Source organism: Arthrobacter sp. NPDC057259, from assembly GCF_042668995.1.
Classification (GTDB): domain Bacteria; phylum Actinomycetota; class Actinomycetes; order Actinomycetales; family Micrococcaceae; genus Arthrobacter.
This window is the reverse complement of record NZ_JBHUYA010000001.1, coordinates 48835-75741: the sequence shown is the minus strand read 5'-3', so window position 1 is coordinate 75741 and position 26907 is coordinate 48835. Positions and strand designations below refer to the sequence as shown.

Below are 26907 nucleotides of genomic sequence, written 5' to 3'. Positions count from 1 at the left end.
CGCTTTCCCCTGCAGGACTCAGCCGCCGTGAGCGGCCACGGAGAGCGGCTGCCACTCATTCCAGGTGGCCAGCCGGGACTCGTAGTCGGCGGTGACGATGCCCAGGGGCGCCTCGCCGAAGAAGACCCGCAGCGGGGGTTCGTCCGCGTCCACCAGGGTCAGAATCGGCTCCCGGGTTGCCGTCGGATCGCCCGGGGTGCCGCGCCGGCTGGGCCGGTTGGCCGCCCGCTCGCGGACGCCGTCGTACTCCGGCATCTGTTCGGCGTGACGGGCGGAACTGCCGCCCCAGTCGGTGGCGAAGCCGCCCGGCTCCACCAGGGTCACCTTGATGCCGAACTCCGCGACCTCCTGGGCCAGGGACTGGCTCAGGCCCTCGAGCGCCCACTTGGACGCGTGGTAGATGCCCACGGTGGGGAAGGCCGAGACGCCGCCCACGGACGAGACCTGAATGATGTGCCCGCTCCCCTGCTCCCGCAGGAAGGGCAGCGCGGCCTGGGTGACCCACAGCGCACCAAAGAGGTTCGTCTCGATCTGGTCGCGGGCGTCGGCCTCGCTCAGCTCCTCCACCGTGCCGAACTGGCCGTAGCCGGCGTTGTTGACCACCACGTCCAGCCGGCCGAAATGCCCGTGCGCCCGGGCCACGGCGGCGAAGGCGGCTTCGCGGTCCGTGACATCGAGTTCGATGGGAAGGATCCTGTCGCCGAACTCCTCAACCAACGCGTCGAGACTCTTCGCGTCACGCGCCGTGGCGGCGACGTTGTCTCCGCGGCCCAGCGCCGCGAGGGCCCATTCCCGGCCGAAACCACGCGAGGTTCCGGTGATAAACCATGTCTTCCCAGCCATACTCTTACTCCTGTCCAGTGTCGGTGAACTGTCGATGATGTTTCGGGGATGCTTAGTCGGAGCTGATCTGCAGCCGGAACCGGTCGCGCTTGGCGTGCAGGTCCCAGAGGTGTCCGGCGAGGACGGCCGGATCCTTCTCCGGGTCGCCGTCGATGATGCGGCCGCCGATGATCAGCTGGGACACCTGGATGCCCTCCTCGCCGAGCACCTCGTTCAACAGCCGGGCGTAGGCGGCCTGACCGGCGAACGCCACCGAGGTGCCGGTGACATTCCGTCCGGGCTTGACCGCCGAGCCGCCGTTGACGAAGAGGATGGTGCCCTTGTCCTTGCCCAGGAACCGCATGCCGGGAAGGACCTGGTGGACCGCCGCCACCGGGCCATAGATGGAGAACTCCACGGGTCCCACGAGGTCGGTTGGGGTGGTCTCAAGGACCGGGCGCATGAAGTCCTTCTGCGGAAGCGGGCTGTACTGCAGTACCTCGATGGGGCCGAGGGTTTCGGTGGCGGCCTCCAGCGCCCGGGTGATGGAGGCGGGGTCACGGACATCGGCCGCGAAACCCCTGGCTTCGATCCCCTCGGCCGAGAGGGTCTCCGCCAGGGCATCAACGCGGCCCTGATTCCGGGAAAGGAGGGCGACGGAGAAGCCTTCCGCGCCGAAACGACGGGCGACGGCGGCGCCGAGCCCCGATCCTGCTCCAATGATTGCGATAGTAGTCATGACGGGTCCAAGTCCGCGGCCCGGCCAAATATTCCTCAGTAGGCTTAGCTTTTTGAGCCCTTGCCGCGGAAACCGGCCAGTAGACTGGAGCCAGCCATGACACTCCATATCTCCTACCCCGCCGAGCTGCCGGTTTCCGAGCGCCGCGAGGACCTGATGGCCGCGATCGCCGCCAACCAGGTGACGATCATCGCCGGCGAGACCGGTTCCGGTAAGACCACCCAGATTCCGAAGATGTGCCTGGAGCTGGGCCTGGCCGAGAAGGGCCTGATCGGGCACACCCAGCCGCGGCGCCTCGCCGCGCGGACGGTGGCCGAACGCATCGCCGAGGAGCTCGGCGTCGAGATCGGCCAGGAGGTGGGCTTCCAGGTCCGCTTCACCGGCGAGGTCAGCCGGTCCACGAAAATCAAGCTGATGACCGACGGCATCCTGCTGGCGGAAATCCAGCGCGACAAGCTGCTGCGCAAGTACAGCGTGATCATTATCGACGAGGCGCACGAGCGGAGCCTCAATATCGACTTCATTCTCGGCTACCTGAAGCGCATCCTGCCGCAGCGGCCGGACCTGAAGGTCATCATCACCTCGGCCACCATCGACCCTGAGCGCTTCGCCAAGCACTTCGGCAGCGAGGAGGAGCCCGCCCCGATCGTCGAGGTCTCGGGCCGCACCTTCCCGGTGGAGATCCGCTACCGTCCGCTGTCCGCCCCCGCCGGCGGTCCCGGCGCGGATGACGGAGACGGCGAGGGCACCGCCTCCGACGACGAGCTGGAGGAGGACCGGGATCCGCTGGACGCCGTCTGCGACGCCGTCGACGAACTGGCCCTCGAGGCGCCCGGGGACATCCTGATCTTCTTCTCCGGCGAGCGCGAGATCCGCGACGCCGCCGAGGCACTCAACGCCAGGATCCAGGCGAACCGGCGCCTGGCCGGCACCGAGGTGCTCCCCCTCTTCGCGCGGTTGAGCCTGCAGGAACAGCACAAGGTTTTCCACCCGGGCAGCAAGCGCCGGATCGTCCTGGCCACCAACGTCGCCGAAACCTCGCTGACGGTGCCCGGCATCAAGTACGTCATCGACACCGGCACGGCCCGCATCTCGCGCTACTCGCACCGCACGAAGGTCCAGCGCCTGCCGATCGAGCGGGTCTCCCAGGCCTCGGCGAACCAGCGTTCGGGACGTTGCGGGCGTGTCTCCGACGGCATCGCCATCAGGCTGTACTCGGAGGAGGACTTCGAGTCCCGCCCGCAGTTCACCGACCCGGAGATCCTGCGCACCAACCTTGCCGCCGTCATCCTGCAGATGACCGCCATGGGCGTCGCACGCGGGCCCAAGGACGTGGAGAACTTCCCGTTCGTCGAACCGCCGGAATCCCGCGCAATCAACGACGGCGTCACGCTCCTGCGTGAGCTTGGCGCGTTGAGCGCCGCCCGGCAGCCGGAGGCGCCGGACGAGACCGGGGGCCGTCCCGGCCGACGGACCGCCGGTGGCCGCGGCAGCGGCCTCACCGCCGTCGGCCAGCAACTCGCCCAGCTCCCGGTGGACCCGCGGCTGGGACGGATAATCGTTGAATCCGGCAAGCGCGGCTGCGTCCGTGAGGTGATGATCCTCGCCGCGGCGCTGACCATTCAGGACCCACGCGAGCGCCCGACGGACAAGCAGCAGCTGGCCGCGGAGAAGCACGCGCGGTTCCGGGATGAGAACTCGGACTTCACCGGCTACCTCAACCTCTGGAACTACCTGCAGGAGAAGCAGCAGGAGCTCTCCTCCACCGCGTTCCGCCGGCTGTGCCGCGCCGAGTTCATCAACTACCTGCGGGTGCGCGAATGGCAGGACCTGTTCGCGCAGCTGCGGCAAATGGCCCGGCCGCTCGGGATCAGCCTGGACAACAAGCGCCTGACCGACCCGGTCGGCAACCACGAGGGCATCCACATCAGCCTGCTCTCGGGCCTGCTGAGCCACATCGGCATCCTGGACGAACGCAAGCGCGAATATGCAGGCGCCCGCGGTACCCGCTTCGCGATCTTCCCCGGCTCCGCGCTGTTCAAAAAGTCGCCCACCTTCGTGATGGCCGCCGAGCTGGTGGAGACCAGCCGGCTCTGGGCACGGGTGGCCGCCAAATTCGATCCGCTCTGGGCCGAGCAGGTGGCCCCGGACCTGGTCAAGCGCAGCTACAGCGAGCCGCACTGGTCCAAGAAGATGGGCTCGGTGATGGCCCATGAGAAGGTCACCCTGTACGGCGTGCCCATCATCCCCAACCGGCGGGTCAACTACGGCCGCGTGGACCCGGAGCTGTCCCGCGAGCTCTTCATCCGGCACGCACTGGTGGAGGGCGACTGGCAGACCCACCACAAATTCTTCCACCGCAACCGGGCCCTCCTGCAGGAGATCGAGGAACTGGAGGCCCGGATGCGCCGCCGGGACATCCTGGTGGACGACCAGACCCTGTTCGAGTTCTATGACGCCCGGGTGGGCAAGGACGTGGTCTCCGAGCGCCACTTCGACAAGTGGTGGAAAGAGGCCCGGCAGCAGGACCCGGCACTGCTGGACTTCGAGAAGTCACTGCTGATCAGCGAGGACGCGGACGAGCTCGACGATTCGGCGTACCCGAAGACCTGGCTGCACAAGGGCTTTGAACTGCCGCTGAGCTACGAGTTCAGCCCCGTGGCCCCGGGGGCGGCGCCGAACCCCTCCGACGGCGTCACCGCCGAGGTCCCCGTGCTGTTCCTGAACCAGCTCGACGACGCCGCGTTCCGCTGGCTGATCCCGGGCCAGCGGGTGGAACTGGTCACCGCCCTGATTAAGTCCCTGCCCAAGCAGGTGCGCAAGAACTTCGTCCCGGCGCCCGACGTCGCCCGCCAGGCGGTGGCCGCGTTGGAGGCTGACTTCGACCCCGCCACGGACGACCTCGAGCCGTCCCTGGAACTCGTGCTGCGCAGGCTCCGCGGCCAGGTCATCCCGCCGGGATCCTGGAACTGGGACGCCGTGCCGCCGCACCTGCGCGTCAGCTTCCGCGTGGTGGACGCCCGCGGCAAGCTCCTCGACGAGGGTAAGGACCTCGCCGCGCTTCAGGAGAAACTGGCGCCGGCCACCCGACGCGCCATCGCAGAGTCCCTGGGCGCAACTCCTTCGACAACGGCTCCGAAGAAGGGCACCGCCCCGGCCGCCGCGGAGAACGGCCCTGCCGGCAAAGGCAGAGCCGGCAGTGCACAGCAGGCCGGCTCCCCCGCGGGCTTCACCGAGCTGACCGGCCTCAAGGACTGGACCTTCGGCAGTGTGCAGCGCCAGGTCCAGGGTATGGTCAAGGGCCACACCGTCACCGGCTACCCGGCCCTGGTGGACGAGGGCACCTCCGTGGCGTTGCGGCTCTTCCAGACCGCGGGCGAACAGGAACAGGCGATGCGCGGGGGCGTGATCCGCCTGCTGGCCCTCAAGGTCCCGCCGCCGGACCGCTACGTCCTGGAGCACCTGAACAACACGGAGAAGCTGACCTTCAGCCAGAACCCGCACGGGTCGGTCTCTGCCCTGATCGCGGACTGCGCCCTGGCCGCGATCGACAAGCTCACCCCGGCCGCCTTCCCGTGGGACGAGCCGTCCTTCAAGGCACTGTACGAGCAGGTCCGCGCCGAGCTTATCGACACGGTCTTCACCGTCACCGCCGTCGTCGAACGCATCCTGGCCAGTACCCGGCGGATCGAGAAACAGCTTCGCGGCACCACCAGCCTGGCACTGATCAGCGCCCTGAACGACGTCAAGGCCCAGCTGGAGCAGCTGGTCTTCCCCGGCTTCGTGGCACGCACGGGCTACGCCCAGTTGAGCCAGCTGCCGCGCTACCTCGCGGCGATCGAGAAGCGGCTGGAGAAGCTGCCCACCACCGTCCAGCGCGACGCCCAGCACATGGCCGTCATCCAGGGGCTCGAGGACGACTACGACGACGCCGTCTCGGCGCTACTCCCGGGCAGGCGGATCGGGCCGGAGTTAACCCAGGTCCGCTGGATGATCGAGGAGTTGCGGGTGAGCCTGTTCGCCGTCGAACTCGGGACGGCCTATTCGGTCTCCGAGAAGCGGATCCGGACGGTGCTTAACAAGGCGCTGGCCCCGGCGTAACGCCGGGGCCAGCGGGTGTATGTCGCGGGGGCGTTATGCGTCCGGGACGAACTCCCCGTAGCCCGCCGCGCGCAGCCCTTCCCGCAGCTTCTTGGCGTTAGCATCGAGGCGCTCCGGATCCGGGTTCTGGTCCACGGCGCCGAAGTCGTAGTCGGCCATGGAGTTGGACGGCCAGACGTGGACGTGCAGGTGGTTGATTTCGTACCCGGCGATGGTCAGGCCGGCGCGGGCGGACCCGAAGACGTCCACCTGGGCGGCGCCGATTTTCCGCGCCACCTCCATGACGCGGGCCAGCGTCTCGGGCGACGCGTCGGTCCAGCGGTCCACCTCCTCGACCGGCACCACCAGCGTGTGCCCGTCGGCGAGCGGGCCCACGGTCAGGAAGGCGACGACGTCGTCCTCGCGCCAGACGAAGCGGCCGGGAATCTCGCCGTTGATGATCTTGGTGAACAGGGTGCTCATGCGTCCGCCTTCTCTGCCGGGGTTCCGAGGGTGGAAGCGTCCAGGACGAAGCGGTACTTCACGTCGCCGGCCACCATCCGGTCATAGGCCTCATTGAGCTGGTCCGCGCCGACGAGTTCGATGTCGGAGACCACACCGTGCTCGGCGCAGAAGCCCAGCATTTCCTGGGTCTCCTCGATCCCGCCGATCAGCGATCCGGCGTAGGCGATCCGGCGGCGGATCAGCGAACCGGGGTTGACCGGCGGCATGGCCTCGGACGGCAGGCCCAGCTGGAAGAGGGCACCGTCGACGCGCAGCGTGCGGAAGTACGGGTTGAGGTCGTGCGGGGCGGCGACGGTGTCGATGATGACGTCGAGGCTGCGGTCGGCGGCTTCCATTGCGGCCGGGTCGGTGGAGAGGACCACGTGGTCGGCGCCGAGTTCACGCGCGGCGGCGAACTTCCGCTCCGACGTCGTGAAGACGGTCACCTCGGCGCCCATCGCCTTGGCGATCTTGACGGCCATGTGGCCGAGGCCGCCGAGGCCCACGACGCCGACGGCGTCGCCCTCCTCGACCTCGAAGTGGTTCAGCGGGGAGAACGTGGTGATGCCGGCGCACAGCAGGGGCGCGGCGGCGGCCGGGTCGAGGCCCTCGGGGATGCGCAGCACGTAGTTGCGGTCCACCACGATCGAGGTGGAGTAGCCGCCCTGGGTGACGGCGCCGTCATTGCGGGCATCCTTGGCGCCATAGGTGCCGGTCATACCCTTTTCGCAGTACTGCTCGAGGCCGTCGAGGCAGCTCTCGCATTCGCGGCAGGAGTCGACCATGCACCCCACGCCCACGCGCTCACCGACGGTGAAGTCGTCGACGGCGGAGCCCACGCGGGTGACCCGGCCGACGATCTCGTGGCCCGGAATCAGCGGGTACGTGTTTCCGCCCCATTCGCCGCGGCTGGCGTGGACGTCGGAGTGGCAGAGGCCGCAGAACTCGACGGCGATCTCGACGTCGTCAGCCTTGGGGGCGCGGCGGGCGACGGTCAGCGGCACCAGGCCGCTGTCCGGGGCGGTGGCACCGTAGGCAGCGGCGAGGGTGGGGCCGGCGGCGTCGGTGAGGTCGGGAAGGGGCTTGGCGAGGGGCGGCGGTACGGGGCGTCCTGGAGTCATGGTTCGACGCTACCCCCGGGGTTGGTTTCCGTGCCACTTGGGGGCCTTGCTGGGGTGGCGTCCATTCGTAGTGACCTTTCAGTCCGTGAAGCCGACCGGCTTTCCGGCTGCACGGGCGTAGGCGATTTCGCCGGCCGTGGATTCGCCCACGTAGCCGCCGGGGTTGACCACCAGGATGCGGTCGGCGAGGTCGATCTTGCGGCGGTGGATGGTGCCGAGCGTTGATTTCTGTTCATTGGTGAGCTCTTCCCGTGCCTCGGCCGGCGCGAGGACAATGGCACCCGCGAGGGTTAACTTGAGGTTGGCCGCGCGCATCTCCGCCACGAAGCGGGCCGAGCCGCAGAGGCAGACGATCTCCGGCTGATCTGGCACGGCCGTGTCCCTTCGCGTGGGTGACTGTCGCTTCATGCGACGGCGTCCGCTGACGAGACTACGTCACAGGCGTGCCGCTTGAGGTCAGGCTCTGCCGGCGGACACTCGGGGTGTGCACGGGCCGGTCGGGTGGGCGTCAGCTGATATTTCTTGGCTTCCACACCCCGGAGACGCGCCCCGTTCCCGGGCCGCCATCCCTTCCAACCTTTAATGTCAGACCCTCGCGGTTGAATGGGGTCATGGAAGGCAGTCGGAAGCTTTTCGAGGATTCAGTCGCAGCGGCGATCCCGGTGGGAGACGCGGCGGCGATCGTTGATGAGCTCCGTGCGCTGGAGGACCGGAAGTCGGCGATCGCGGCTCGTCAGGCCAGGTTGGCCGTGGCGCTGGACCTGGTCCGGCGGCGCGAACAAGCCGCCCTGGGCTTGCCCGCTGACCAGCTCGGCGCCGGAGTGGGGGCGGAGATCGCGCTGGCGCGGCGGGAATCCCCGGCCAAAGGCTCACGGTTACTGGGCCTGGCCCGGGCGCTGGTGACCGAGATGCCGCACACCCTCGCCGCCCTCGACACCGGGCGCCTGAACGAATGGCGTGCCACACTTCTGGTCCGCGAGACCGCCTGCCTGGACGCCGCCGACCGGGCCGCGGTGGATGAGGAACTCGCCGCCGACATCGGGACTTTCGACGGCGCCGGAGACCGGGCCATCATCTCCGCCGCCAAGGCCGCCGCCTACCGGCACGACCCGAGATCCGTCACCCAACGCGCAGCCCACGCCGAAACCGAACGCACCGTTAGTCTCCGCCCGGCGCCCGACACCATGTGCTACCTGACCGCACTGCTTCCCGTCGCCGTCGGAGTCGCCGCCTACGCGGCCCTGACCCGGCACGCCGACACCGCCCGCGCCACCGGAGACCCCAGGTCCAGAGGCCAGCTAACGGCGGATGCTTTGGTCGAACGGGTCACCGGGACCTCTGGCGGGATCACCGGCATCGAAGTCCAACTCGTTATGACCGACCGGACCCTCCTGGCCGGGGACAACGAACCGGCCCGGCTCGCCGGCTACGGGATCGTCCCGGCCGGGTGGGCCAGGAAACTCGTGGCCGGCCAAGGCGACAATCCAGAATTCACAACCTGGCTCCGGAGGCTCTACACCGCGCCCGGCACCGGCGAGCTCGTCGGTATGGACTCCCGGGCCCGGCTCTTCCCCACGGGCCTGCGCCGGTTCATCGAAATCCGCGACAACACCTGCCGCACCCCCTATTGCGACGCACCCATCCGGCACCTGGACCACATCGTTCCCTGGCACCGCGGCGGAGAAACAACCGCAGCCAACGGCGCCGGACTTTGCGAAGCCTGCAACCACACCAAAGAAACCCCCGGCTGGACCGCCCGACCAGTCGACAGCCCACCCTCGGCCGTCTGCCACACCCTCGAACTCAGCACACCCACCGGCCATACCTACACCTCCACAGCGCCACCGCTTCCCGGATACGGTCCGGGGAGGTACGTGTCCAAGCCCGAAGAGGCAGAATCGAGGAGGATCACCAGGAAGCTCAGGCACCGGCAGCGACTGCGCCACCGGCGGGGAGTCGCCACAAGAAGTCAACAGGAGGAGCAGCTCGTCGCCTGAGGTTGGGGCGTCGGCCGGGCGCCTCTTGTGGCCGTCGGCCCCTGCGCCGCGATGGCCGCCCGGATTGCCAGTGGCCGCCCGGCCAGTCAGTGCTGTCTGTTCAGCCCGGTCAGTCCTTCGCGCCCGTGGACATGCCGTCCGGCTCGGCGCCAGTGACCACCAGGTTTCCGGGGTTGTTGGACCATTCGGAGAACGACCCCGGATACAGCGCCGCCCGGTAACCTGCGATCTCCAGTGCCGCGACCTCGTGGGCGGCTGTCACACCGGAGCCGCAATACACGGCGGTTTGAATCCCGTCGTTGACGCCGAGCTCCGAGAACCGCCGGCGCAGGGCATCCGCCGGGAGGAACCGACCGTCGGGGCCCAGGTTGTCCGAGGTCGGAGCGCTGACGGCTCCCGGGATGTGTCCGGCCCGCGGATCCACCGGCTCGATTTCGCCCCGGTACCGCTCGCCGGCCCGCGCATCCAGCAACAGCCCCGAGCCGGACCAGGCGCCGGCACCGGAGGCATCGACGACTGGCATTCCCCCCTCGGTCAGCACGACGTCGCCCGGTTCCGCGGTCGCCTCGCCGCCCTCAACGTCGAACCCCGCCTCCAGCCAGGCGGCCAAGCCGCCGTCGAGCAGTCGGACCGAGGAAACGCCCGCATTGCGCAACATCCACCAGACCCGGGCGGCGGCCATGTTACCGCTGTTGTCGTACGCGACTACGGTGTCACCCTCGCGGATTCCCCACGCGCGGGCGGAGGCCTGGAACTGCTCCAACGGGGGCAGCGGGTGCCTTCCCCGGGTGGGGTCCTCGTGGGGGGCCGCCAGCTCGGTAGCGAGGTCCACGAAGACGGCGCCGGGCAGGTGCGATTCCAGGTAATGATCCCGTCCATCAGGGTCCCCCAGGGCCCAGCGCACGTCCAGCAGCACCGTCCGCGTGCCCGCATCCAACCGGTCCTTGAGTTCGGCAACAGTCATCAGAGTCTCCATCCCGCCACCCTATCCGGCACACGACCCCGGGTAGGCTGTAGCGGTGATCACCGCGCGCCATCAAGACCGGGACTGGGCCGACGAGGCCATCCGCCGAATCAACGCGGAAAACAACCGGTCCGCCGACACCCACCTCTACTCGGTGCCCCTGCCCGAGCACTGGGGCGTCAAATTGTATTTGAAGGACGAATCCACGCACCGCACCGGCAGCCTCAAGCACCGGCTGGCGCGGTCCCTGTTCCTCTTCGGCCTGGTCAACGGCTGGATCCGGGAGGGCACCACCATCGTCGAGGCTTCCAGCGGCAGCACCGCCGTCTCCGAGGCCTACTTCGCGCAACTGCTGGGCCTGCCCTTCATCGCGGTCATGACCCGGACCACCAGCCGGGAAAAGATCGCCCTGATCGAACAGTTCGGCGGCACCTGCCACCTCGTGGACCACGCGTCGGAGGTCTACGCCGCGGCCGAGGAACTGGCGGCCAGCACCGGCGGCCACTACATGGACCAGTTCACCTACGCGGAGCGGGCCACCGACTGGCGCGGCAACAACAACATCGCCGAATCGATCTTCGGCCAACTGGCCCTCGAGGAGCACCCGGTCCCCCGCTGGATCGTCGTGGGCGCCGGCACGGGTGGCACCAGCGCCACGATCGGCCGTTACCTGCGCTACCAGCGGCACGCGACCCGGCTCGCCGTCGTCGATCCGGAGAACTCCGCCTTCTTCACGGGCTGGCAGGAACACCGCGACGGCGGCAACTGCGCGGACGTCACCGGCCTGCCCTCCCGGATCGAAGGCATCGGCCGGCCGCGGCTGGAACCCAGCTTCGTCCCCGCCGTCATCGACCACATGATCACAGTCCCGGACGCCGCCTCGGTGGCCGCCATGCGCCACCTCCGCGACGTCGCCGGGCTGCACGCCGGCCCGTCCACCGGCACCAACCTCTGGGGCGTGTGGCAGCTGGTGGCGCAGATGATCGCCGACGGCGAGACGGGCAGCATCGTGTCCCTCATGTGCGACGGCGGCGACCGCTACTCCGGCAACTACTACGACGACGGATGGCTCCAGGCGCAGGGCCTGGACCCCGCGCCACACGAGGCCACGCTCCGGTCCTTCTTCGAGACCGGGACCTGGCCCGCCTAAACCTCCACGGAATCGCCGCTGGACAGGTGCCGGTACTCGGTGCCGTAGCGGGCGCCGATCCGGCTCACATGCGCCTCGACCAGCCCCACGCCCAACTCGTTGAGCAGCCCGTCGTGGACCGGGAAGGCCCGGGGCGCCCGGACACTGATCACGAAGTCCACCACCTCGCCGATCTTGTTCCACGGCGCGTGGATCGGCACCAGCAGCGTGCCGACCTCAATCCCGTCCGGGACGGCGAAGGAATCCCCCGGGTGGTACACGTTCGCGTCAATGAGGTAGCCGATGTTGGCCACCACCGGAATCTGGGGATGAATCAGGGCGTGCTGGCCGCCGAAGCAGCGCACCGCGAAGCCCGCCACCTCCAGCTCATCACCCTCGGCGGCGGTGTGGATCCGGCCGGAGGCCGCCGGTGCCTTGCCCCGCAGCGTGGCGGCCACCCCCTCCGGCGCGTAGAGCTGTCGCTCATCGTCGGCCAGCAGCGCCGCGGTGACGGCGTCGACGTCGATGTGGTCGCCGTGCTCATGGGTGATCAGCACCGCGTCGGCGCCGGCGAGCGCGACGTCGGTCTCGGAAAAGGTGCCGGGGTCCAGCACCAGGACCTTGCCGTCCTTCTCGAGCCGGACACAGGCGTGCGTGAATTTTGTCAGCTTCATCCGGCCAGCCTAGGACCCCCGTCGGAGCGGTGTCCACGGCCCGGCTGGTAATCTGGAACCCCTCTCATCCGGCAGCACCCCCGAGCAGCGAAGCGAGTTCCCATGTCCCACGGCGCCACCACCGACGGCCGGGCGGCCGCCGCGCCGACCGGCGGCAAGGACCAGCCCGCGGGCCGGGAGCAGCGGGTGACCAAGCAGCGGCTCGCGGTCAGCGCCGCGCTCGATGAACTCGCGGACTTCGTCAGCACCCAGGAACTGCACCGCATCCTGCAGGAACGCGGCACCTCCGTCTCCCTCGCCACCTCCTACCGGATCCTGCAGTCGCTCGCCGACGAGGGCCTGGTGGACGTGCTCCGGAACGCCGACGGCGAGGTGGTGTACCGCCGCTGCGCCGTCACCGGACACCACCACCACCTGCTCTGCCGGAACTGCGGCAAAGCCGTGGAGGTCGAGGCGCCCGCCGTCGAGGCGTGGGCCGCCCGGATCGCCGCCGAGCACGGCTTCACGGCCGTCGAGCACACGGTCGAGATCTTCGGCCTCTGCCCGGAGTGCACGGCCCTGCAGGCCAACAGCTAGCCCGTTACCGCACCCACGGCGAACCGGATCTGGCCGCGCGGGTTGGTGATCACCAGCTCCGCCGAATCCAGCTGGTAGACCGACGGCTCACCGAAGAAGTCCCTTAGCCAGGCGCGCTTGTCCGCATCCAGGCAGTCCCCCACACCATCGGTCGTTCCCACCCCATCCGGGGCCATGCCGAACCCGTCCACCGCCATCGGAACGGTCAGGTCCCCGCACGCGGTGCCGAGCACGGCCGTCGTCCCTGCCCGCCGGTCGAAGCGCAGGTGCACGGGTGTGGCGGTGAGCCAATACAGATTCCGGCCGCGGGCCTGGGCCCACGACGAGCTGAACGTCCGGCAGCTCAGGTCGTCAGCACCGTAGGGAGCGCCGGGCGCGGTCCCGCGGCCGGTGGTTGCGGTGGGACAGCTCGACGGCGCGGCCGACGCCCCGGGCTGCGGGGCAGGCGGGGTGGACCGGGTCCGGGTGGCGGGATCGATGATCTTCGCTCCCCCGGTCCGTGGATTCCTGGGCTCCCCGATCGCGAGGGACCAGCGGTCCCCGGCCCAGGAGATGGCGAACCGGACGGCGGCCTGCCGGCCCTCACGCCAGGCGGTGACGTTGGCAACCGAGGGGAAGTCGCTCCGTACGCCCAGGTGCCAGGTGCCCGGACCCCAGCCGCGGGCGGCGTTCACGAGTTGCTGCGCCTCCGGGCCGGCGTTGGTCATGGCGGGTCCGACGAGGGCGGCGACGTCGTCGGGGTTGCCGCCGATGGCCGCCGCCATCACGCTGCGTGCGAAGGGTTCGCGGCCGGCGGGATCCGGCGGGTGCGTCGTGGCGCCGAGGCCGCAGGATGTCACCGCCAATACCAGCGCGGTGACAACCGCCGCCACAGCTACGCGAAAAACGCCGCGCACCCCACACTGATCCCCCATGCGAGCACCCTACGGCACGGATGCCCGGAAAACGCCGATTCCGCCTACGCGGCCACGGGACTGGTTCGGCCGTTGAGGCCGCGCCGGGTGCGGACGCCGCCGATGACGCGGCAGACCACGTAGATCAGGAAGGACAGCGTGGTCACGTACGGGCTGATGGGAAGCCGGCCGCCCAGTGCGAGCAGGATCCCGCCGACCGTGGCGGACACGGCGAAGAGCACGCTCAGCAGCACCACCAGGCGAGGCGAGGATGTGACCCGCAAGGCCGCGGCCGCCGGCGTGATCAGCAGTGCCAGCACCAGCAGCGCCCCCACGATCTGGATGGACAGGGCCACGCTGACGCCCAGGAGCACCATGAACCCCAGGGCCAGCCCGCGCACCGGGACACCGCGGGCGGCTGCCACCTTGGGATCGACGCTGGCGAAGGTGAGCGGCCGCCAGATGGCGATGAGCGCCAGCATCACCACGACGGCGGCACCGGCGAGGACCTGCAGCTGGACCGTTCCCACCGAAACGATCTGCCCGGTGAGGAGGCCGAACTTGTTCGCGGCGCGGCCCTCGTACAGGGAGAGGAACAGGATGCCCAGGCCCAGGCCGAAGGGCATGAGCACGCCGATGGTCGAGTTCTTGTCGCGCGCCCGGACCCCCATCACGCCGAGGATCAGGGCCGCCACCACGGACCCGGCGAGCGAGCCGGCCACCACATCCGCGCCAATCAGCAGCGCGAAGGCGGCGCCGGCGAAGGAGAGTTCGGAGATTCCGTGCACGGCGAAGGCGAGGTCGCGCTTCATCACGAACGTTCCCACCAGGCCGCCCAGCAGGCCGAGGACCGCCCCGGCCCAGAGCGAGTTCTGCACCAGGGCCAGCAGCTCGCCGTAGTTCTCGAAGTTGAAGATGGCGTGCAGTACGGCGTCGAAGTCCACTTAACCCACCTCTCCGGCTACGGCGTGCGCGTCCTCGTGGTGGTGGGTGGTGGCGTCCGGCAGGCCCACCACAATCAGCCGGCCGTTGGCGCGGATCACCTCGACGTGGCTGCCGTAGAGGTCGGAGAGCACCTCGGTGGTCATCACTTCCTCGGGCGTTCCCACCCGGAAGCGGCCGCCGGCCAGGTAGAGCACCCGGTCCACGTAGTCCATGATCGGGTTGATTTCGTGGGTCACGAACACCACGGCGCTGTTCTGCTCGTGGCATTGCCGGTTGATCAGGGAGCTGACCGCCTGCTGGTGGTTCAGGTCCAGGGAGAGCAGCGGCTCGTCGCACAGCAGCACGCCCGGATCCGTGGCGAGGGCCTGGGCCACCCGCAGCCGCTGCTGCTCGCCGCCGGAAAGCTGGCCGACGGGCACCTTGGCATAGTCCTGCGCGCCCACCTCGGCCAGCAGGTCATCGATCCGACGGTTGACCTTTCCGCCGCCGACGCGGATGCCCCAGCGGTGGCCGTCAACGCCGAGGCCCACCAGGTCGCGGGCCCGCAGCGGGGTGTCCGGGTCGAAGGATTCCTGCTGCGGGACGTAGCCGATCCGCCGGTTCCCCCGCGCGATCGGCTGCCCGTCGAGGGTACCGGTACCGGCGCTCAGTTCCTGCAGGCCCAGCAGCACCTTGAGGAAACTCGTCTTGCCGCTGCCGTTGGGCCCCAGGACGGCGAAGAACTCCCCCGGCATGATGTCCAGGTCCAGGTTCTCCCAGAGGACGCGGTTCCCGAACCGCAGGGAGGCGCTACGCAGGCTTACGACGGGTGTCAACTCGGGGATCCTCAATTTCTGTCGGGCCGAACGGCCGCGTCTGATGGGATGATTCTAGGTCCGCTAGCCCCGGCCGAGGGCCTTGGCAAGCGCGTCGATGTTGCCGGACATCCACTGGAGGTACGTTTTGCCCTCGGGCAGCGTCTCGCCGAAGTCCACCACCGGCACACCGGCCGCGGTGGCGGCCTCCTTGAGCGCGATGGTTTGCGGCCCCTCGGTTTGCGGGTTGTACGCCAGCAGGCGGATGGAACCCGATTTCACGAGGTCAACGGCGGAGCGCAGCACGGCCGGGGGCACGTCGGCGCCGTCCTCGATCGCCGCGGTGTACTCCTCCGGCGTCCGGTTCTGCAGGCCGGCGGCCTCAAGCAGGTAGAGCGGCACAGGCTCGGTGACGGCGACGCCGGCGTTCCCGTCGGTGGCCTTGAGCGCGGCCAGCCGCGTGTCCAGGCCGGCGAGGTCCTTCTTCAGGGCCGCCGCGTTGGCCTTGAAGGCATCCGCGGAGGAGGGTTCCAGGGCCGCCAGCTTGTCGGCAAGGGCGTCGGCGAAGGTGCTCATGCCTGACATGCTGTACCAGACGTGCTCGTTGAAGGACGAGGCATCCCCGGTCTTGAGGCCCGAGGCGTCGGAGGCGTTCAGCAGGTTCTTCTCCCCCAGGCCGGCGTCCCCGGCCAGCTTGTGCAGGAAGTCGTCGTAGCCGCCGCCGTTTTCGACCACCAGCTCGGCCTTCGAGACGGTCAGCTTGTCCTGGGTCGTCGCCTCATAGGAGTGCGGGTCCTGGCTGGTCCGGTTGATGATCGAGGTGACGCGGACCTTGTCTCCGCCCACAGACTTGACCACATCCCCGTACACGCTGGTGGAGGCGACGACCTCGACCACGCCGTCGCCGGCACCCGAACGGTCTGCACCGGAACCGGTGCCGCAGGCGGTCAGCAGCAGGCTGCTGATGCCTGCGAGGAGAAGGACGGTGGCGGAACGGCGCACGGGAAGCCTCGAATCGTTTATTGAGAAGCGTTAGCAATAAAACGAGTCTAACCCTAAATAGGAATCATTCCTATTTAGGGTCAGACCCGCCGCGCCGCTACTCCTGCCCGAGCCTCCGGTAGCCGGTGGCCTGGGTGGCGTCCCGGATCTCGCCGACCAGCAGTTCGATGACGTCCTCGAGGAACAGCACACCTTGGGTGTGGCCGTCCGCGCCGATGACGCGGGCCAGGTGCGAGCCCGTGCGCTGCATGACGGACATGGCCTTCTCGATCTCGTCCCCCACGGCCAGGTTCGCGAGGGACCGGATCCGGCTCTCGGCGATCGGGTGGTGGTAGCGGGACTCCGGGATGGAAAGCACGTCCTTGATGTGCAGGTAGCCGGAGAGCATCCCCTCGTCATCCAGCATCGGGAAGCGGGAGAACCCGGTCCGGCTTACGGCCTTCTCGAACTCCTCCGGGGTGGTGGCGTCCTTGAGCATCACCAGCCGCTCCAGCGGCACCATCACCTCGGCCGCGGTGTGCTCAGAGAACTCCAGCGCACCGGTGATCAGCCCGGCGTCGTCCACCACCAGCCCGTGCCGGGTGGATTCCTGGACGATCGACTGGACCTCCTCCAGGGTGAAGGATGAGCTCACCTCATCCTTCGGCTCAATCCGCATGAGCTTCAGGATGTGGTTGGCGGACCAGTTCAACGCCACGATCGCCGGCTTCACGCCGCGGGCGATCAGCATCAGCGGCGGAGCCAGCAGCAGGGCAGCCTTGTCCGCCACGGAGACGGAGATGTTCTTGGGAACCATCTCGCCGAAGGTCACGTGCAGGAACGTCACCGCCAGCAGTGCGATCGCGAACGCGACGACGTCGGCCATCTCCACCGGGATACCCACGCCCTCCAGCGGAACCGCCAGGAGGTGGTGGATGGCCGGCTCGGCCACCTGCAGGATCAGCAGGGAGCAGACGGTGATGCCGAGTTGCGCGCAGGCCAGCATGAGGGAGACGTTCTCCATGGCCCGCAGCGTGGTCTGGGCCCGCTTGGACCCGGCCTCGGCGAGCGGTTCGATCTGGCTGCGCCGGGCCGACATGATGGCGAATTCCGCCGCGACGAAGAAGGCGTTGCCGAGCAGCAGCACGGCCAGCCACAGGATTCCTACCCAGTCGCTCATGCCGCACCTGCCTTCCCGGCATCGATGCGCCCGTTGTCCGGGCCGCCGCCGTGATCAGGCGGTGCAGGCTTGAAGCAGATCCGGTCGATCCGGCGTCCGTCCATGCGCGTGACGCTGAGGGTGCCGCCGACGACGTCGACCGTGTCACCCACCGCCGCGATCCGGCCCAGCTGGCTCATGACGTAGCCGCCCACGGTCTCGTACGTTGACTCGTCCGGGACGGTGAGTCCGGGAATCTGTTCGGAGAGTTCGTCCGGGCGCAGGAGCCCGGGGAAATACCAGTCACCCGAGGCGCTTTGCAGCAGGCCGGGGCGGACCTTGTCGTGCTCGTCCGCCACCTCGCCCACGATTTCCTCCACGAGGTCCTCGAGGGTGGCGATGCCGGCGGTTCCGCCGTATTCGTCCAGCACGACGGCCAGTTGGAGGTTGCCCTCGCGCAGTTCGGCCAGCAGCCCGTCCAGGTGGATGGTCTCCGGCACCCGGAGGACCTCGGTCATGATGGCTCCGGCCTCGATGTTGGCGCGGCGGTCCGCAGGGACGGCGATTGCCTTCTTGATGTGCACCACGCCGCGGATGTCGTCGGAGGATTCACCGATCACCGGGAACCGGGAGTAACCGGTTCGCTTGGCGGCCTCGACAATGTCGGAGACCGGCTGGTGGCTGTCGATGGTTTCGACCCGGATGCGCGGGGTCATCACGTCGGCCGCGGTGCGTCCGGAGAAGTTCAGCGTCCGCGACACGAAGTTCGCGGTCCCCTCGTCCAGGGTGCCCATGGCGGCGGAGCGGCGGACCAGCGAGGCGAGCTCGGCGGGCGTCCGGGCCCCGGAGATCTCCTCCTTGGCCTCCAGGCCGAAGAGGTGCAGGACCTTGTTGGAGAAGCCGTTGAGCAGCACGATGGCCGGCTTGAATATGGCGGTGAACACCAGCTGCGGCCGGGCGAGAGCCTTGCCGACCTGGAAGGACAACGCGATGGCCGCGTTCTTGGGCACCAGCTCGCCGATCAGCATCGAGAGCAGGGTCGCCAGGATCATCGCCACGATCAGGGACACCGACGTCGCGGCAGCCTCCGCCAAACCGAGGGCAGCGAGCGGGCCCTCCAGCAGGCGGCCCACCGAGGGCTCCATGACGTAGCCGGTCAGCAGCGTGGTCAGGGTGATGCCCAGCTGGCAGCTGGAGAGCTGGGTGGAGAGGGACTTCAGGCATTTGAGTAGCGGCGCGGCCGCCGTGTCGCCGTTGTCCACGGCGCGTTGCACCGTTGCCTGGTCGAGCGCGACCAGGGAGAACTCGACAGCCACGAAGAATCCGGTGCCGAGGATGAGCAGGAAACCTGCTCCAAGCAGTAGCCATTCCATTTAGCGGCCCGCTTCGCGGGGCTGGAGGCTGGGCCGGGGGAAACGTCCCGGCGGAGGATGGTCAGCGGACGCCGACCCTGTTTCCTGGAAGACACTCCGGCCGGCGAAGGATGCGTGCCGGGCGCACGGGCTGTGCCGGGCGGCGGGAGTGTGATGGGCGCGTGAACGGGGTTTGCCGGCTCTGTGGGTGGACTGGGCGGGAAGGGCGTGCGTTCCGCGCTGACAGCCCCCAGGCCGGCACCTAGATTTACTGTCCATAAGACTTTCAGTCTACAGGAGCACCGTTCCCCGCCACCGGGGTGTTTCCCACCGCCCGGGTGCCTTTACCAGCTCTGCGGGACCGGGCGGCCTTCCTCGTATCCGGCGGCGGACTGCAGGCCCACCACCGCCCGCTCGCGGAAGGCGGCCAGGTCCGTGGCGCCGGCGTAGGTCATGGAGCTGCGCAGGCCGGCGGTGATCATGTCCAGCAGGTCTTCCACGCCCGGGCGCGCCGCGTCCAGGTACATCCGCGAGGTGGAGATGCCCTCCTCGAAGAGCGCCTTGCGGTCCTTGTCGAAGGCGCCCTCGCGCTGGTTGCGGTTCTGCACCGCCCGCGCCGAGGCCATGCCGAAGCTTTCCTTGTACTGGCGGCCGTTGGCGTCCAGCTGCAGGTCGCCCGGGCTCTCGTGGGTGCCGGCGAACCAGGAACCGATCATCACCTGGCTGGCCCCGGCGGCCAGGGCCAGGGCCACGTCGCGCGGGTAGCGGATGCCGCCGTCGGCCCAGACACGGCCGCCCGCGGCCCGGGCCGCAGCGGAGCATTCGAGGACGGCGGAGAACTGCGGGCGCCCGACGGCGGTCATCATGCGGGTGGTGCACATGGCCCCGGGGCCGACGCCCACCTTCACGATGTCCGCGCCGGCGGCGATCAGTTCGCGGGTCGCCTCGGCGGTGACCACGTTGCCGGCCACGACGGGGACGCCGGGGTTGAGGCCCTTGACGGCGGCCAGGGCGTCGAACATCTTCTGCTGGTGGCCGTGGGCGGTGTCCAGGACCAGGACGTCGACGCCGGCGGCGAGCAGTTCGGCGGCACGGCCGGCCACGTCCCCGTTGATGCCGACGGCGGCAGCCACCTTGAGGGATCCCCCGGCGTCCAGCGAGGGACGGTACAGCGTGGAACGCAGCGCACCCTTGCGGGTCAGGACGCCGGCCAGCACGCCGTCGCGCTGGACCGGGGCGAAGTCCGTGCCCGCGGCATCCATCGCCTCGAAGGCCCGGCGCAGCGCCTGGCCCGAATCCTCCCCGGCGGCGTCGAGGTCGGCGGCGTCGAACACCAGCGGCTGGTGGCGCATCACGGAGCCCAGCGACGCGAAGCGGTCCTGGCCCTCGAAGTCCGCGGCGCGGACAACGCCGGCGACAGCACCGGCGTCGTCCACCACGACGGCGGCGCCGTGCGGACGCTTCCCGATCAGGTGCAGGGCGTCGATCACGGTGTCGGTGGTGCTCAGCCGCACCGGGGTCTCGAAGACCGCGTGCCGGGACTTGACCCAGGAGGCGACGTCCCGCAGCACCTCCAGCGGGACGTCCTGCGGCAGGACGGCCAGGCCGCCGCGGCGGGCCATGGTCTCGGCCATCCGCTTGCCGGTCACGGCCGTCATGTTGGCCACCACCAGCGGAATCGTGGAGCCGGTGCCGTCGTCCGCGGCGAGATCGACGTCCAGCCGGGACGTGACCTCCGACCGGGACGGGACCAGGAAGAGGTCCGAGTAGGTCAGGTCGGTGCTGGGCTCACTGAGGAAACGCACGGTTGCTCCTTGCCGGGAAAGGGGTTCTCCGAACGATTCTAGGCGAGCCCTGCGACACTCCGGCGGCTGCCCCGAACCCGCTATTCCCGGCCCGCTACGGCCAGGCAATGATTTGAGTCACGCTTATTGGCGGATTCGCGCGGGTCGTCACTAGACTGGCAAAGGTCTGGGTTCACTGGACGCGGAGAACTGGTTCGATTGACGTGCTGCGGCACCGTGGAAACCAGCGGGAATCAAACTCATGGAAGAGGCGTATTTCAAGTGCCAGAGCAGCCAAGCCACCGTCTACCCGAGGAATTTGGCGGAAACGAGTGGCTCGTTGACGAACTGTACGAGCGGTACCAGCAGGACAAGAACACGGTAGACGCCAAGTGGTGGCCCCTGTTCGAGTCCTTCGAAGCCAGCGACGGTTCCTCGACCAACGGCGCGACGGCTCCGGCCGCAGCCCACCCCACCACCCGCGAACTCCCTGTCGTGGCGCCCGCCGCCCCGGCCCAGGCAGCCCCTGCCGCCCCGGCTCCCGCGGCTCCTGCCGCCCCGGCTGCTGCGCCCGCCGCTGCCGCCCCGGCCCCCGCCGCTTCGAAGGCTCCTGCCACCGTGGCCCGCGACGGCGCGAAGACCGCAGAGCCCGGCGCCGGCACCCAGCCCATCCCGGCCCAGCTCCCCAAGAACGTCAAGGCACCGACCGCCCCCGAAGAGGACGTCGTCTCCGTCCTCCGCGGCCCGGCGAAGGCCATCGCCGCCAACATGGTCACCAGCCTCGAGATTCCCACCGCCACCAGCGTCCGCGCCATCCCGGCAAAGCTGCTGATCGACAACCGCGTCGTGATCAACTCCAACCTGGCCCGCGCCCGCGGCGGCAAGGTTTCCTTCACCCACCTGATCGGCTACGCCGTCATCCGGGCCCTCGCCCAGTTCCCCTCCATGAACGTCTACTACGACGTCGTCGACGGCAAGCCCTCCGCGGTGCAGCCGGCGCACGTGAACTTCGGCATCGCGATCGACATGCCCAAGCCGGACGGCACCCGCCTCCTCATGGTCCCGAACATCAAGAAGGCGGAGACCCTCAACTTCTCCGAGTTCTGGCACACCTACGAGGACCTGATCAAGCGCGCCCGCAACGGCAAGCTGACCGCCGACGACCACGCAGGCACCACCGTTTCGCTCACCAACCCGGGCGGCATCGGCACCGTGCATTCGGTCCCCCGCCTCTCCAAGGGCCAGGCCGCGATCATCGGCGTCGGCGCGCTGGATTACCCGGCCGAATTCCAGGGCGCCAGCGAGAAGATCATCGCCCAGAACGCCATCAGCAAGGTCCTGACCCTGACCTCCACCTATGACCACCGCGTCATCCAGGGTGCCGGCAGCGGAGAGTTCCTGAAGCTGGTCCACCAGCTGCTCCTCGGCGCGCAGGGGTTCTACGACGAGATCTTCGAATCCCTCCGCATCCCCTACGAGCCCGTGCGCTGGAGCCCGGACCTGCAGGTGGACCCGGCCGACGAGATCAACAAGGTTGCCCGGATCCAGCAGCTGATCCACTCCTACCGCGTCCGCGGCCACCTGATGGCGGACACCGACCCGCTCGAGTACGTCCAGCGCAAGCACCCGGACCTCGACGTCCTGACCTACGGCCTGACCCTCTGGGACCTGGACCGCGAGTGGCCCACCGGCGGCTTCGGCGGCAAGCCGATGCTGAAGTTCCGCGACATCCTGGGCGTGCTCCGCGACGCCTACTGCCGCACCACCGGCATCGAGTACATGCACATCCAGGACCCGGCCGAGCGCAAGTGGTTCCAGGACCAGCTGGAGCACCCGTACTCCAAGCCGAGCCGCGACGAGCAGCTCCGCATCGTCTCCCGGCTCAACGCCGCCGAGGCGTTCGAGACCTTCCTGCAGACCAAGTTCGTCGGCCAGAAGCGCTTCTCCCTGGAGGGCGGCGAGTCGCTGATCCCGCTGCTGGACGCCATCATCTCCGACGCCGCCGACGACGGCCTCGACGAGGTCGCGATCGGCATGGCCCACCGCGGCCGCCTGAACGTGCTGACCAACATCGCCGGCAAGACCTACGCCCAGGTCTTCCGCGAGTTCGAGGGCACCCAGGACCCCCGCTCCGTGCAGGGCTCCGGCGACGTGAAGTACCACCTCGGCACCGAGGGCACCTTCACCTCGGACAACGGCAAGCAGACCAAGGTCTACCTTGCCGCCAACCCCTCGCACCTTGAGGCCGTGGACTCCGTGCTCGAGGGCATCGTCCGCGCCAAGCAGGACCGCCTGGACCAGGGCGAGACCTTCCCCGTGCTGCCGATCATGGTCCACGGCGACGCGGCCTTCGCCGGCCAGGGCGTCGTCGCGGAAACCCTGAACCTCTCCCAGCTGCGCGGCTACCGCACCGGCGGCACCATCCACGTGGTGGTCAACAACCAGGTCGGCTTCACCACCGCACCGTCCTCCTCGCGGTCCTCCACCTACTCCACCGACGTCGCCAAGATGATCCAGGCGCCCGTGTTCCACGTGAACGGCGACGACCCGGAGGCCGTGGTCCGCATCGGCCAGCTGGCCTACGAGTTCCGCCAGCGGTTCCACAAGGACGTCGTCATCGACATGGTCTGCTACCGCCGGCGCGGCCACAACGAGGGCGACGACCCCTCGATGACCCAGCCGCTGATGTACAACCTGATCGAGGCCAAGCGCTCGGTCCGCAAGCTCTACACCGAGTCCCTGATCGGCCGCGGCGACATCACCGAGGAAGAGGCGGAGCAGCTGCTGCGCGACTACCAGGAACGCCTGGAGCGGGTCTTCGCCGAGACCCACGCCGCGCAGACCTCGCCAATCCCGGTCATCACCGCGGACACCGGCGCCGTCTCCGACCTGGAGCTGCCCTCGGCCCAGCAGTCCGACACCGGCTCCGGCGCCCCCGAGTCCACCGCGATCTCCGCGGAGACCCTGGCCCGGATCGGCAAGGCCCACATCGAATACCCCGAGGGCTTCACCGTCCACGCCAAGCTCAAGCAGCTGCTGGAGAAGCGTGAAGTGATGTCCCGTGAGGGCGGCATCGACTGGGGCTTCGGCGAACTGGCTGCCTTCGGCTCGCTGACCATGGAGGGCGTCCCGGTCCGGCTCGCCGGCCAGGACTCCCGCCGCGGCACCTTCGTGCAGCGCCACGCCGTCTTCCACGACCGTGCCAACGGCGACGAGTGGACCCCGCTGGCCAACCTCACCGAGGACCAGGCCAAGCTCTGGATCTACGACTCCCTGCTCTCGGAATACGCGGCCATGGGCTTCGAATACGGCTACTCGGTGGAGCGCCCCGACGCACTCGTGCTCTGGGAGGCCCAGTTCGGCGACTTCGTCAACGGTGCGCAGACCATCATCGACGAGTTCATCTCCTCCGCCGAGCAGAAGTGGGGCCAGCGGTCCTCGCTGGTGCTGATGCTCCCGCACGGCTACGAGGGCCAGGGCCCGGACCACTCCTCGGCCCGGATCGAGCGCTTCCTGCAGCTCTGCGCCGAGGAAAACATGATCGTGGCCAACCCCACGACCCCGGCCTCGCACTTCCACCTGCTGCGCCGCCAGGCCTACAGCCGTCCGCGGAAGCCGCTGATCATCTTCACCCCGAAGCAGCTGCTGCGCCTCAAGGCGGCGGCCTCCTCGGTGGAGGACTTCACCTCGGGTGCCTTCCGCCCGGTCATCCCGGAGCACGAGCAGCTGCAGGCGGACGCCGTCGAGCGCGTGCTGCTGGTCTCCGGCCGGCTCTACTACGACCTGCTGTCCACGCGGCAGAAGACCGGGGACACCACGACGGCGATCGTCCGCGTCGAGCAGCTCTACCCGCTGCCCGCCGAGGAGATCGCGGCCGAACTGGCCAAGTACCCGAACGCCGAGGTTGTCTGGGCCCAGGACGAGCCCGCGAACCAGGGTCCGTGGCCGTTCATCGGCCTGAACCTGCCGGACGCCCTCGACCGCCGCGTGCGCCTCGTCTCCCGCCCCGCCTCCGCCTCCACGGCGGCCGGGTCGATGAAGCGCCACGCCGCCGAGCAGGACACCTTGCTCAAGCAGGCATTCGCACGTAAGTAGCACCGGGCTGCCCGGCCGGAAGTGGACCACCACGAACCGGCCGGGCAGCGTCGTTTAAACCAGCAGCCGGGTCCGTGGGCAGCGTCCCGGGTCGGGGCGCAGGGAGTGAAGAGGTAGACGTGGAAGATCGTAAGCTGCGGATCGCAGCCGTGGGAGATGAACTGCTGGCCGGCATGGGCGATCCCCGCGCCCTGGGCTGGCTGGGCCGGGTCCTGGCGCGCACGCCGCAGGACGGCCTCAGCCTCGAAAGCTACCCGCTGCCCTGCCCCCAGGAGGGCACCGAAGGCCTGGCCGAGCGCTGGCTTGAGGAAGCCGGCCGCCGCTTCTCCCCGCAGAGCGAGAACCGGCTCGTCATCGGCCTCTCCGGACGGGACATCGAATTTGGCCTCTCCACCGCCCGCAGCCGGCTCAACCTCGCCAACATCCTGGATTCGGCCTCGCAGAACAAGATCGAAGTCTTCGTGGTGGGGCCGCCGCCCACCCTCGACCCGGCCCAGAACCGCCGGCTTGGGGACCTGAACACCGCGTTCGCCGACGTCACCACCCGCCGCAAGCACCTCTACGTGGACACCTTCTCCCCGCTGCTCAACCACGACCAGTGGCGCCAGGACCTGGCCGCGAACGGCGGGACCCCGGGGCAGGCCGGTTACGGCCTGATGGCCTGGCTGGTGCTGCACCGCGGCTGGTTCCAGTGGCTGGGCATCGCCACCCCTGAATAGGACGCGATATATCTTGACCCTTCCCTTCCGTGGCGGTAGCGTGGAGCCATCAACGCGATATATCGCATCCTGCAGCCGAAGAGGAACCATGGAAGAGAACTCATGGACCGTCACCGGTCCCCGGACCATCGACGTCGACGGCGTCCGTTCGCTCAAGCTCGGCATCGTCCGGGGCCGCTTCGACATCGTCAGCCATGACGAGGACGTGGCCCGGATCGAAGTCTCCGCGATCGACGGCGACCCGCTGGCCATCAGCCTGACCGACGGCCGGCTGGAGATCCGGCACCAGCTGCACGGACCGCAGGGCTGGTTCAAGAACCTCATGGGCACGGTCAACAACAACTCCACCAACTCGGTGGTCATCAGCATCGCCCTGCCCGCCGGCGCGGACGTCGAGGCGGGGACGGTCAGCGGCGACGGCATGGTCTCCGGGTTGACCGGCCACACCCGGCTCAACACCGTCTCCGGCTCCGTCCTGGCCGATGGTACGGAGGGCGAGCTCGGGGTCAACACGGTCAGCGGCGAGGTCATCGCCCGCAACCACCGCGGGGTCCTCACGGCCAAGAGCGTCTCCGGCGAGGTCACCGCCTCCGGCGACTTCAGCAACATCCGCGCCAACACCGTCAGCGGCGACCTCAGCTTCGACCTCTTCGGCTTCACCCAGGACTTCGGCGCCAACTCCGTCTCCGGCGACGTCACGGTCCGGCTCCCCCACGACGTCGGCGTGGACATCATCGCCAAGTCCGCCAACGGCGCCGTCGTCATCGACAACCAGCAGTACACCCAGCCCGGCGGCAGCGTGCAGACCATCGCCGGCCCGGACGCGAAACTGATGCTGGTGCGGACGAACTCGGTCTCCGGCAAGACCGCGCTCTTCCACCGCCAGCCGGAACCGGGCAGCGAAGCGGGCCTCTGATGCCGCCCGTCTTCGCCCACGGCGCGCTCCGGCTCTACCTGCTGGCCCTGCTCGAATCGGGCCCCAAGCACGGCTACGAGCTGATCAAGGCCCTCAGTGACCGCTTTGGCGGCACCTACTCCCCCAGCGCCGGGACGATCTATCCCCGGCTGGGCAAACTCGAGGAAGAGGGGCTGGTGGCCACCAGCTCCGAGGGCCGGCGCACGAACTACAGCATCACCGATGCGGGCCGGGTGGAGCTGGACCGACGGCGGGACGAACTCGCCGCGGTGGAAAGCGACATCTCCGCCTCCGTCCGGCGCCTGGCCGATAAGCTGCGCGACGACATCCGGAGCAACATGCAGGGCCTGCGGGCCGATCTGGCCGCGACCGCCGAAGCCGCCCGCGGCGCGGCCCGGGCCGGCGCGGCGGCGCGCTACTCGCGGGAGGGCGACCTCCGGCTGCGCGAGGCCGAAATGCTGGTGCAGTCCTTCCGCGACGACATCCGGGTGGAACTGCGGCGGCACGCCGGGCAGGAACCGGTCAGCCCGGTGACCCTGGAGACCGTCAGGACGGTCCTGGACCAGGCCCGGATCTCCATCCTGAACTCCCTGGACGGGTGACCGTCCGACCCTGGCGGAAACGCCCGTCCGGTTCGCGGCGGCCCCGCCAATGTGGGAGACT

Annotated in this window: 22 protein-coding genes; 8 read left to right on the top strand and 14 right to left on the bottom strand. The window is 69.1% G+C overall.

Translation table 11 applies throughout. The annotated features are described in order from the left end of the window. Positions 1 to 18 precede the first annotated feature (18 nt). Together ACFUCU_RS00325 and ACFUCU_RS00320 are read right to left on the bottom strand one after the other, a co-directional pair. Positions 19 to 843: an SDR family oxidoreductase gene (locus ACFUCU_RS00325; RefSeq protein ID WP_377969957.1), complete on the bottom strand. Its 825-nt coding sequence runs from the start codon at positions 841 to 843 to the stop codon at positions 19 to 21. Between the two features lie 52 nt (positions 844 to 895). Further along, a complete protein-coding gene (locus ACFUCU_RS00320; protein ID WP_377969955.1) occupies positions 896 to 1561 on the bottom strand; it encodes an SDR family NAD(P)-dependent oxidoreductase in 666 nt (221 codons plus the stop codon). Between the two features lie 96 nt (positions 1562 to 1657). On the opposite strand from ACFUCU_RS00320, the gene hrpA reads away from it, so the two are divergent. Continuing rightward, a complete protein-coding gene (gene hrpA / locus ACFUCU_RS00315) occupies positions 1658 to 5662 on the top strand; it encodes an ATP-dependent RNA helicase HrpA (protein ID WP_377969953.1) in 4005 nt (1334 codons plus the stop codon). A 33-nt stretch (positions 5663 to 5695) separates the two neighbouring features. On the opposite strand, the gene ACFUCU_RS00310 is transcribed toward hrpA, so the two are convergent. The 3 genes from ACFUCU_RS00310 to ACFUCU_RS00300 form a co-directional block, all read right to left on the bottom strand. Beyond that, positions 5696 to 6124, bottom strand: a complete 429-nt coding sequence (locus ACFUCU_RS00310) for an HIT family protein (protein ID WP_377969952.1) — start codon at positions 6122 to 6124, stop codon at positions 5696 to 5698. Beyond that, the gene (locus ACFUCU_RS00305) at positions 6121 to 7266 is read right to left on the bottom strand and encodes an NAD(P)-dependent alcohol dehydrogenase (RefSeq protein ID WP_377969951.1); all 1146 of its coding nucleotides are present in this window, start codon (positions 7264 to 7266) and stop codon (positions 6121 to 6123) included. The genes ACFUCU_RS00310 and ACFUCU_RS00305 overlap by 4 nt, the downstream gene beginning before the upstream one ends. Before the next feature lie 78 nt (positions 7267 to 7344). After that, positions 7345 to 7638 (bottom strand): hypothetical protein, encoded by a 294-nt coding sequence (locus ACFUCU_RS00300; protein WP_377969950.1) that lies wholly within the window; start codon positions 7636 to 7638, stop codon positions 7345 to 7347. Positions 7639 to 7877: 239 nt separating this feature from the next. Here ACFUCU_RS00300 and ACFUCU_RS00295 point away from each other — a divergent pair, with 239 nt between their 5' ends. After that, positions 7878 to 9263 (top strand): HNH endonuclease, encoded by a 1386-nt coding sequence (locus ACFUCU_RS00295; protein ID WP_377969949.1) that lies wholly within the window; start codon positions 7878 to 7880, stop codon positions 9261 to 9263. Positions 9264 to 9372: 109 nt separating this feature from the next. On the opposite strand, the gene ACFUCU_RS00290 is transcribed toward ACFUCU_RS00295, so the two are convergent. Beyond that, on the bottom strand, positions 9373 to 10239 hold the full coding sequence (locus tag ACFUCU_RS00290) for a sulfurtransferase (protein WP_377969947.1): 867 nt from the start codon (positions 10237 to 10239) through the stop codon (positions 9373 to 9375). A gap of 43 nt (positions 10240 to 10282) precedes the next feature. Here ACFUCU_RS00290 and ACFUCU_RS00285 point away from each other — a divergent pair, with 43 nt between their 5' ends. Continuing rightward, entirely contained in the window at positions 10283 to 11377 is a 1095-nt protein-coding gene (locus tag ACFUCU_RS00285) for a PLP-dependent cysteine synthase family protein (protein WP_377969945.1), read from the top strand. On the opposite strand, the gene ACFUCU_RS00280 is transcribed toward ACFUCU_RS00285, so the two are convergent. Then, positions 11374 to 12030, bottom strand: a complete 657-nt coding sequence (locus tag ACFUCU_RS00280; protein WP_377969944.1) for an MBL fold metallo-hydrolase — start codon at positions 12028 to 12030, stop codon at positions 11374 to 11376. The genes ACFUCU_RS00285 and ACFUCU_RS00280 overlap by 4 nt on opposite strands. 102 nt (positions 12031 to 12132) lie before the next feature. Between ACFUCU_RS00280 and ACFUCU_RS00275 the strand changes: the two genes are divergently transcribed. After that, positions 12133 to 12606: a Fur family transcriptional regulator gene (locus tag ACFUCU_RS00275; protein WP_377969942.1), complete on the top strand. Its 474-nt coding sequence runs from the start codon at positions 12133 to 12135 to the stop codon at positions 12604 to 12606. On the opposite strand, the gene ACFUCU_RS00270 is transcribed toward ACFUCU_RS00275, so the two are convergent. The 7 genes from ACFUCU_RS00270 to ACFUCU_RS00240 all read right to left on the bottom strand — a co-directional run bounded on the left by ACFUCU_RS00270 (position 12603) and on the right by ACFUCU_RS00240 (position 20535). Continuing rightward, positions 12603 to 13520 carry a hypothetical protein gene (locus ACFUCU_RS00270; protein WP_377969941.1) on the bottom strand — a complete coding sequence of 306 codons (918 nt, stop codon included), beginning with the start codon at positions 13518 to 13520 and terminating at the stop codon, positions 12603 to 12605. The two genes, ACFUCU_RS00275 and ACFUCU_RS00270, sit on opposite strands and share 4 nt — an antisense overlap. A 44-nt stretch (positions 13521 to 13564) precedes the next feature. Then, on the bottom strand, positions 13565 to 14443 hold the full coding sequence (locus tag ACFUCU_RS00265; RefSeq protein ID WP_377969939.1) for a metal ABC transporter permease: 879 nt from the start codon (positions 14441 to 14443) through the stop codon (positions 13565 to 13567). After that, the gene (locus ACFUCU_RS00260; RefSeq protein WP_377969938.1) at positions 14444 to 15259 is read right to left on the bottom strand and encodes a metal ABC transporter ATP-binding protein; all 816 of its coding nucleotides are present in this window, start codon (positions 15257 to 15259) and stop codon (positions 14444 to 14446) included. It lies immediately after the preceding gene. A gap of 63 nt (positions 15260 to 15322) precedes the next feature. Beyond that, entirely contained in the window at positions 15323 to 16240 is a 918-nt protein-coding gene (locus ACFUCU_RS00255) for a metal ABC transporter solute-binding protein, Zn/Mn family (protein ID WP_377969937.1), read from the bottom strand. Positions 16241 to 16337: 97 nt separating this feature from the next. Continuing rightward, entirely contained in the window at positions 16338 to 17399 is a 1062-nt protein-coding gene (locus ACFUCU_RS00250) for a hemolysin family protein (protein WP_364139036.1), read from the bottom strand. Further along, complete coding sequence (locus tag ACFUCU_RS00245) at positions 17396 to 18751, bottom strand: hemolysin family protein (RefSeq protein ID WP_377969935.1); 1356 nt, start codon at positions 18749 to 18751, stop codon at positions 17396 to 17398. The genes ACFUCU_RS00250 and ACFUCU_RS00245 overlap by 4 nt, the downstream gene beginning before the upstream one ends. 323 nt (positions 18752 to 19074) lie before the next feature. Then, positions 19075 to 20535 carry a GuaB1 family IMP dehydrogenase-related protein gene (locus tag ACFUCU_RS00240; protein WP_290257355.1) on the bottom strand — a complete coding sequence of 487 codons (1461 nt, stop codon included), beginning with the start codon at positions 20533 to 20535 and terminating at the stop codon, positions 19075 to 19077. Between the two features lie 261 nt (positions 20536 to 20796). On the opposite strand from ACFUCU_RS00240, the gene ACFUCU_RS00235 reads away from it, so the two are divergent. The 4 genes from ACFUCU_RS00235 to ACFUCU_RS00220 all read left to right on the top strand — a co-directional run bounded on the left by ACFUCU_RS00235 (position 20797) and on the right by ACFUCU_RS00220 (position 26846). After that, complete coding sequence (locus ACFUCU_RS00235; RefSeq protein WP_377969932.1) at positions 20797 to 24609, top strand: multifunctional oxoglutarate decarboxylase/oxoglutarate dehydrogenase thiamine pyrophosphate-binding subunit/dihydrolipoyllysine-residue succinyltransferase subunit; 3813 nt, start codon at positions 20797 to 20799, stop codon at positions 24607 to 24609. A 119-nt stretch (positions 24610 to 24728) separates the two neighbouring features. After that, positions 24729 to 25328: a GDSL-type esterase/lipase family protein gene (locus ACFUCU_RS00230; protein ID WP_290257353.1), complete on the top strand. Its 600-nt coding sequence runs from the start codon at positions 24729 to 24731 to the stop codon at positions 25326 to 25328. An 88-nt stretch (positions 25329 to 25416) separates the two neighbouring features. Then, positions 25417 to 26244, top strand: a complete 828-nt coding sequence (locus ACFUCU_RS00225; RefSeq protein WP_377969930.1) for a DUF4097 domain-containing protein — start codon at positions 25417 to 25419, stop codon at positions 26242 to 26244. After that, positions 26244 to 26846, top strand: a complete 603-nt coding sequence (locus ACFUCU_RS00220; RefSeq protein ID WP_377969928.1) for a PadR family transcriptional regulator — start codon at positions 26244 to 26246, stop codon at positions 26844 to 26846. Before ACFUCU_RS00225 ends, ACFUCU_RS00220 begins: the two co-directional genes overlap by 1 nt. Positions 26847 to 26907: the final 61 nt, after the last annotated feature.

Excerpts from the sequence above, each read along its gene's own strand:
- ACFUCU_RS00290 (WP_377969947.1), bottom strand. The coding sequence starts at position 10,239 with ATGGAGACTCTGATGACTGTTGCCGAACTCAAGGACCGGTTGGATGCG.
- ACFUCU_RS00220 (WP_377969928.1), top strand. The coding sequence starts at position 26,244 with ATGCCGCCCGTCTTCGCCCACGGCGCGCTCCGGCTCTACCTGCTGGCC.
- ACFUCU_RS00270 (WP_377969941.1), bottom strand. The coding sequence starts at position 13,520 with ATGGGGGATCAGTGTGGGGTGCGCGGCGTTTTTCGCGTAGCTGTGGCG.
- ACFUCU_RS00250 (WP_364139036.1), bottom strand. The coding sequence starts at position 17,399 with ATGAGCGACTGGGTAGGAATCCTGTGGCTGGCCGTGCTGCTGCTCGGC.
- ACFUCU_RS00305 (WP_377969951.1), bottom strand. The coding sequence starts at position 7,266 with ATGACTCCAGGACGCCCCGTACCGCCGCCCCTCGCCAAGCCCCTTCCC.
- ACFUCU_RS00245 (WP_377969935.1), bottom strand. The coding sequence starts at position 18,751 with ATGGAATGGCTACTGCTTGGAGCAGGTTTCCTGCTCATCCTCGGCACC.
- ACFUCU_RS00280 (WP_377969944.1), bottom strand. The coding sequence starts at position 12,030 with ATGAAGCTGACAAAATTCACGCACGCCTGTGTCCGGCTCGAGAAGGAC.
- ACFUCU_RS00295 (WP_377969949.1), top strand. The coding sequence starts at position 7,878 with ATGGAAGGCAGTCGGAAGCTTTTCGAGGATTCAGTCGCAGCGGCGATC.
- ACFUCU_RS00320 (WP_377969955.1), bottom strand. The coding sequence starts at position 1,561 with ATGACTACTATCGCAATCATTGGAGCAGGATCGGGGCTCGGCGCCGCC.
- hrpA (WP_377969953.1), top strand. The coding sequence starts at position 1,658 with ATGACACTCCATATCTCCTACCCCGCCGAGCTGCCGGTTTCCGAGCGC.
- ACFUCU_RS00275 (WP_377969942.1), top strand. The coding sequence starts at position 12,133 with ATGTCCCACGGCGCCACCACCGACGGCCGGGCGGCCGCCGCGCCGACC.
- ACFUCU_RS00310 (WP_377969952.1), bottom strand. The coding sequence starts at position 6,124 with ATGAGCACCCTGTTCACCAAGATCATCAACGGCGAGATTCCCGGCCGC.
- ACFUCU_RS00325 (WP_377969957.1), bottom strand. The coding sequence starts at position 843 with ATGGCTGGGAAGACATGGTTTATCACCGGAACCTCGCGTGGTTTCGGC.
- ACFUCU_RS00225 (WP_377969930.1), top strand. The coding sequence starts at position 25,417 with ATGGAAGAGAACTCATGGACCGTCACCGGTCCCCGGACCATCGACGTC.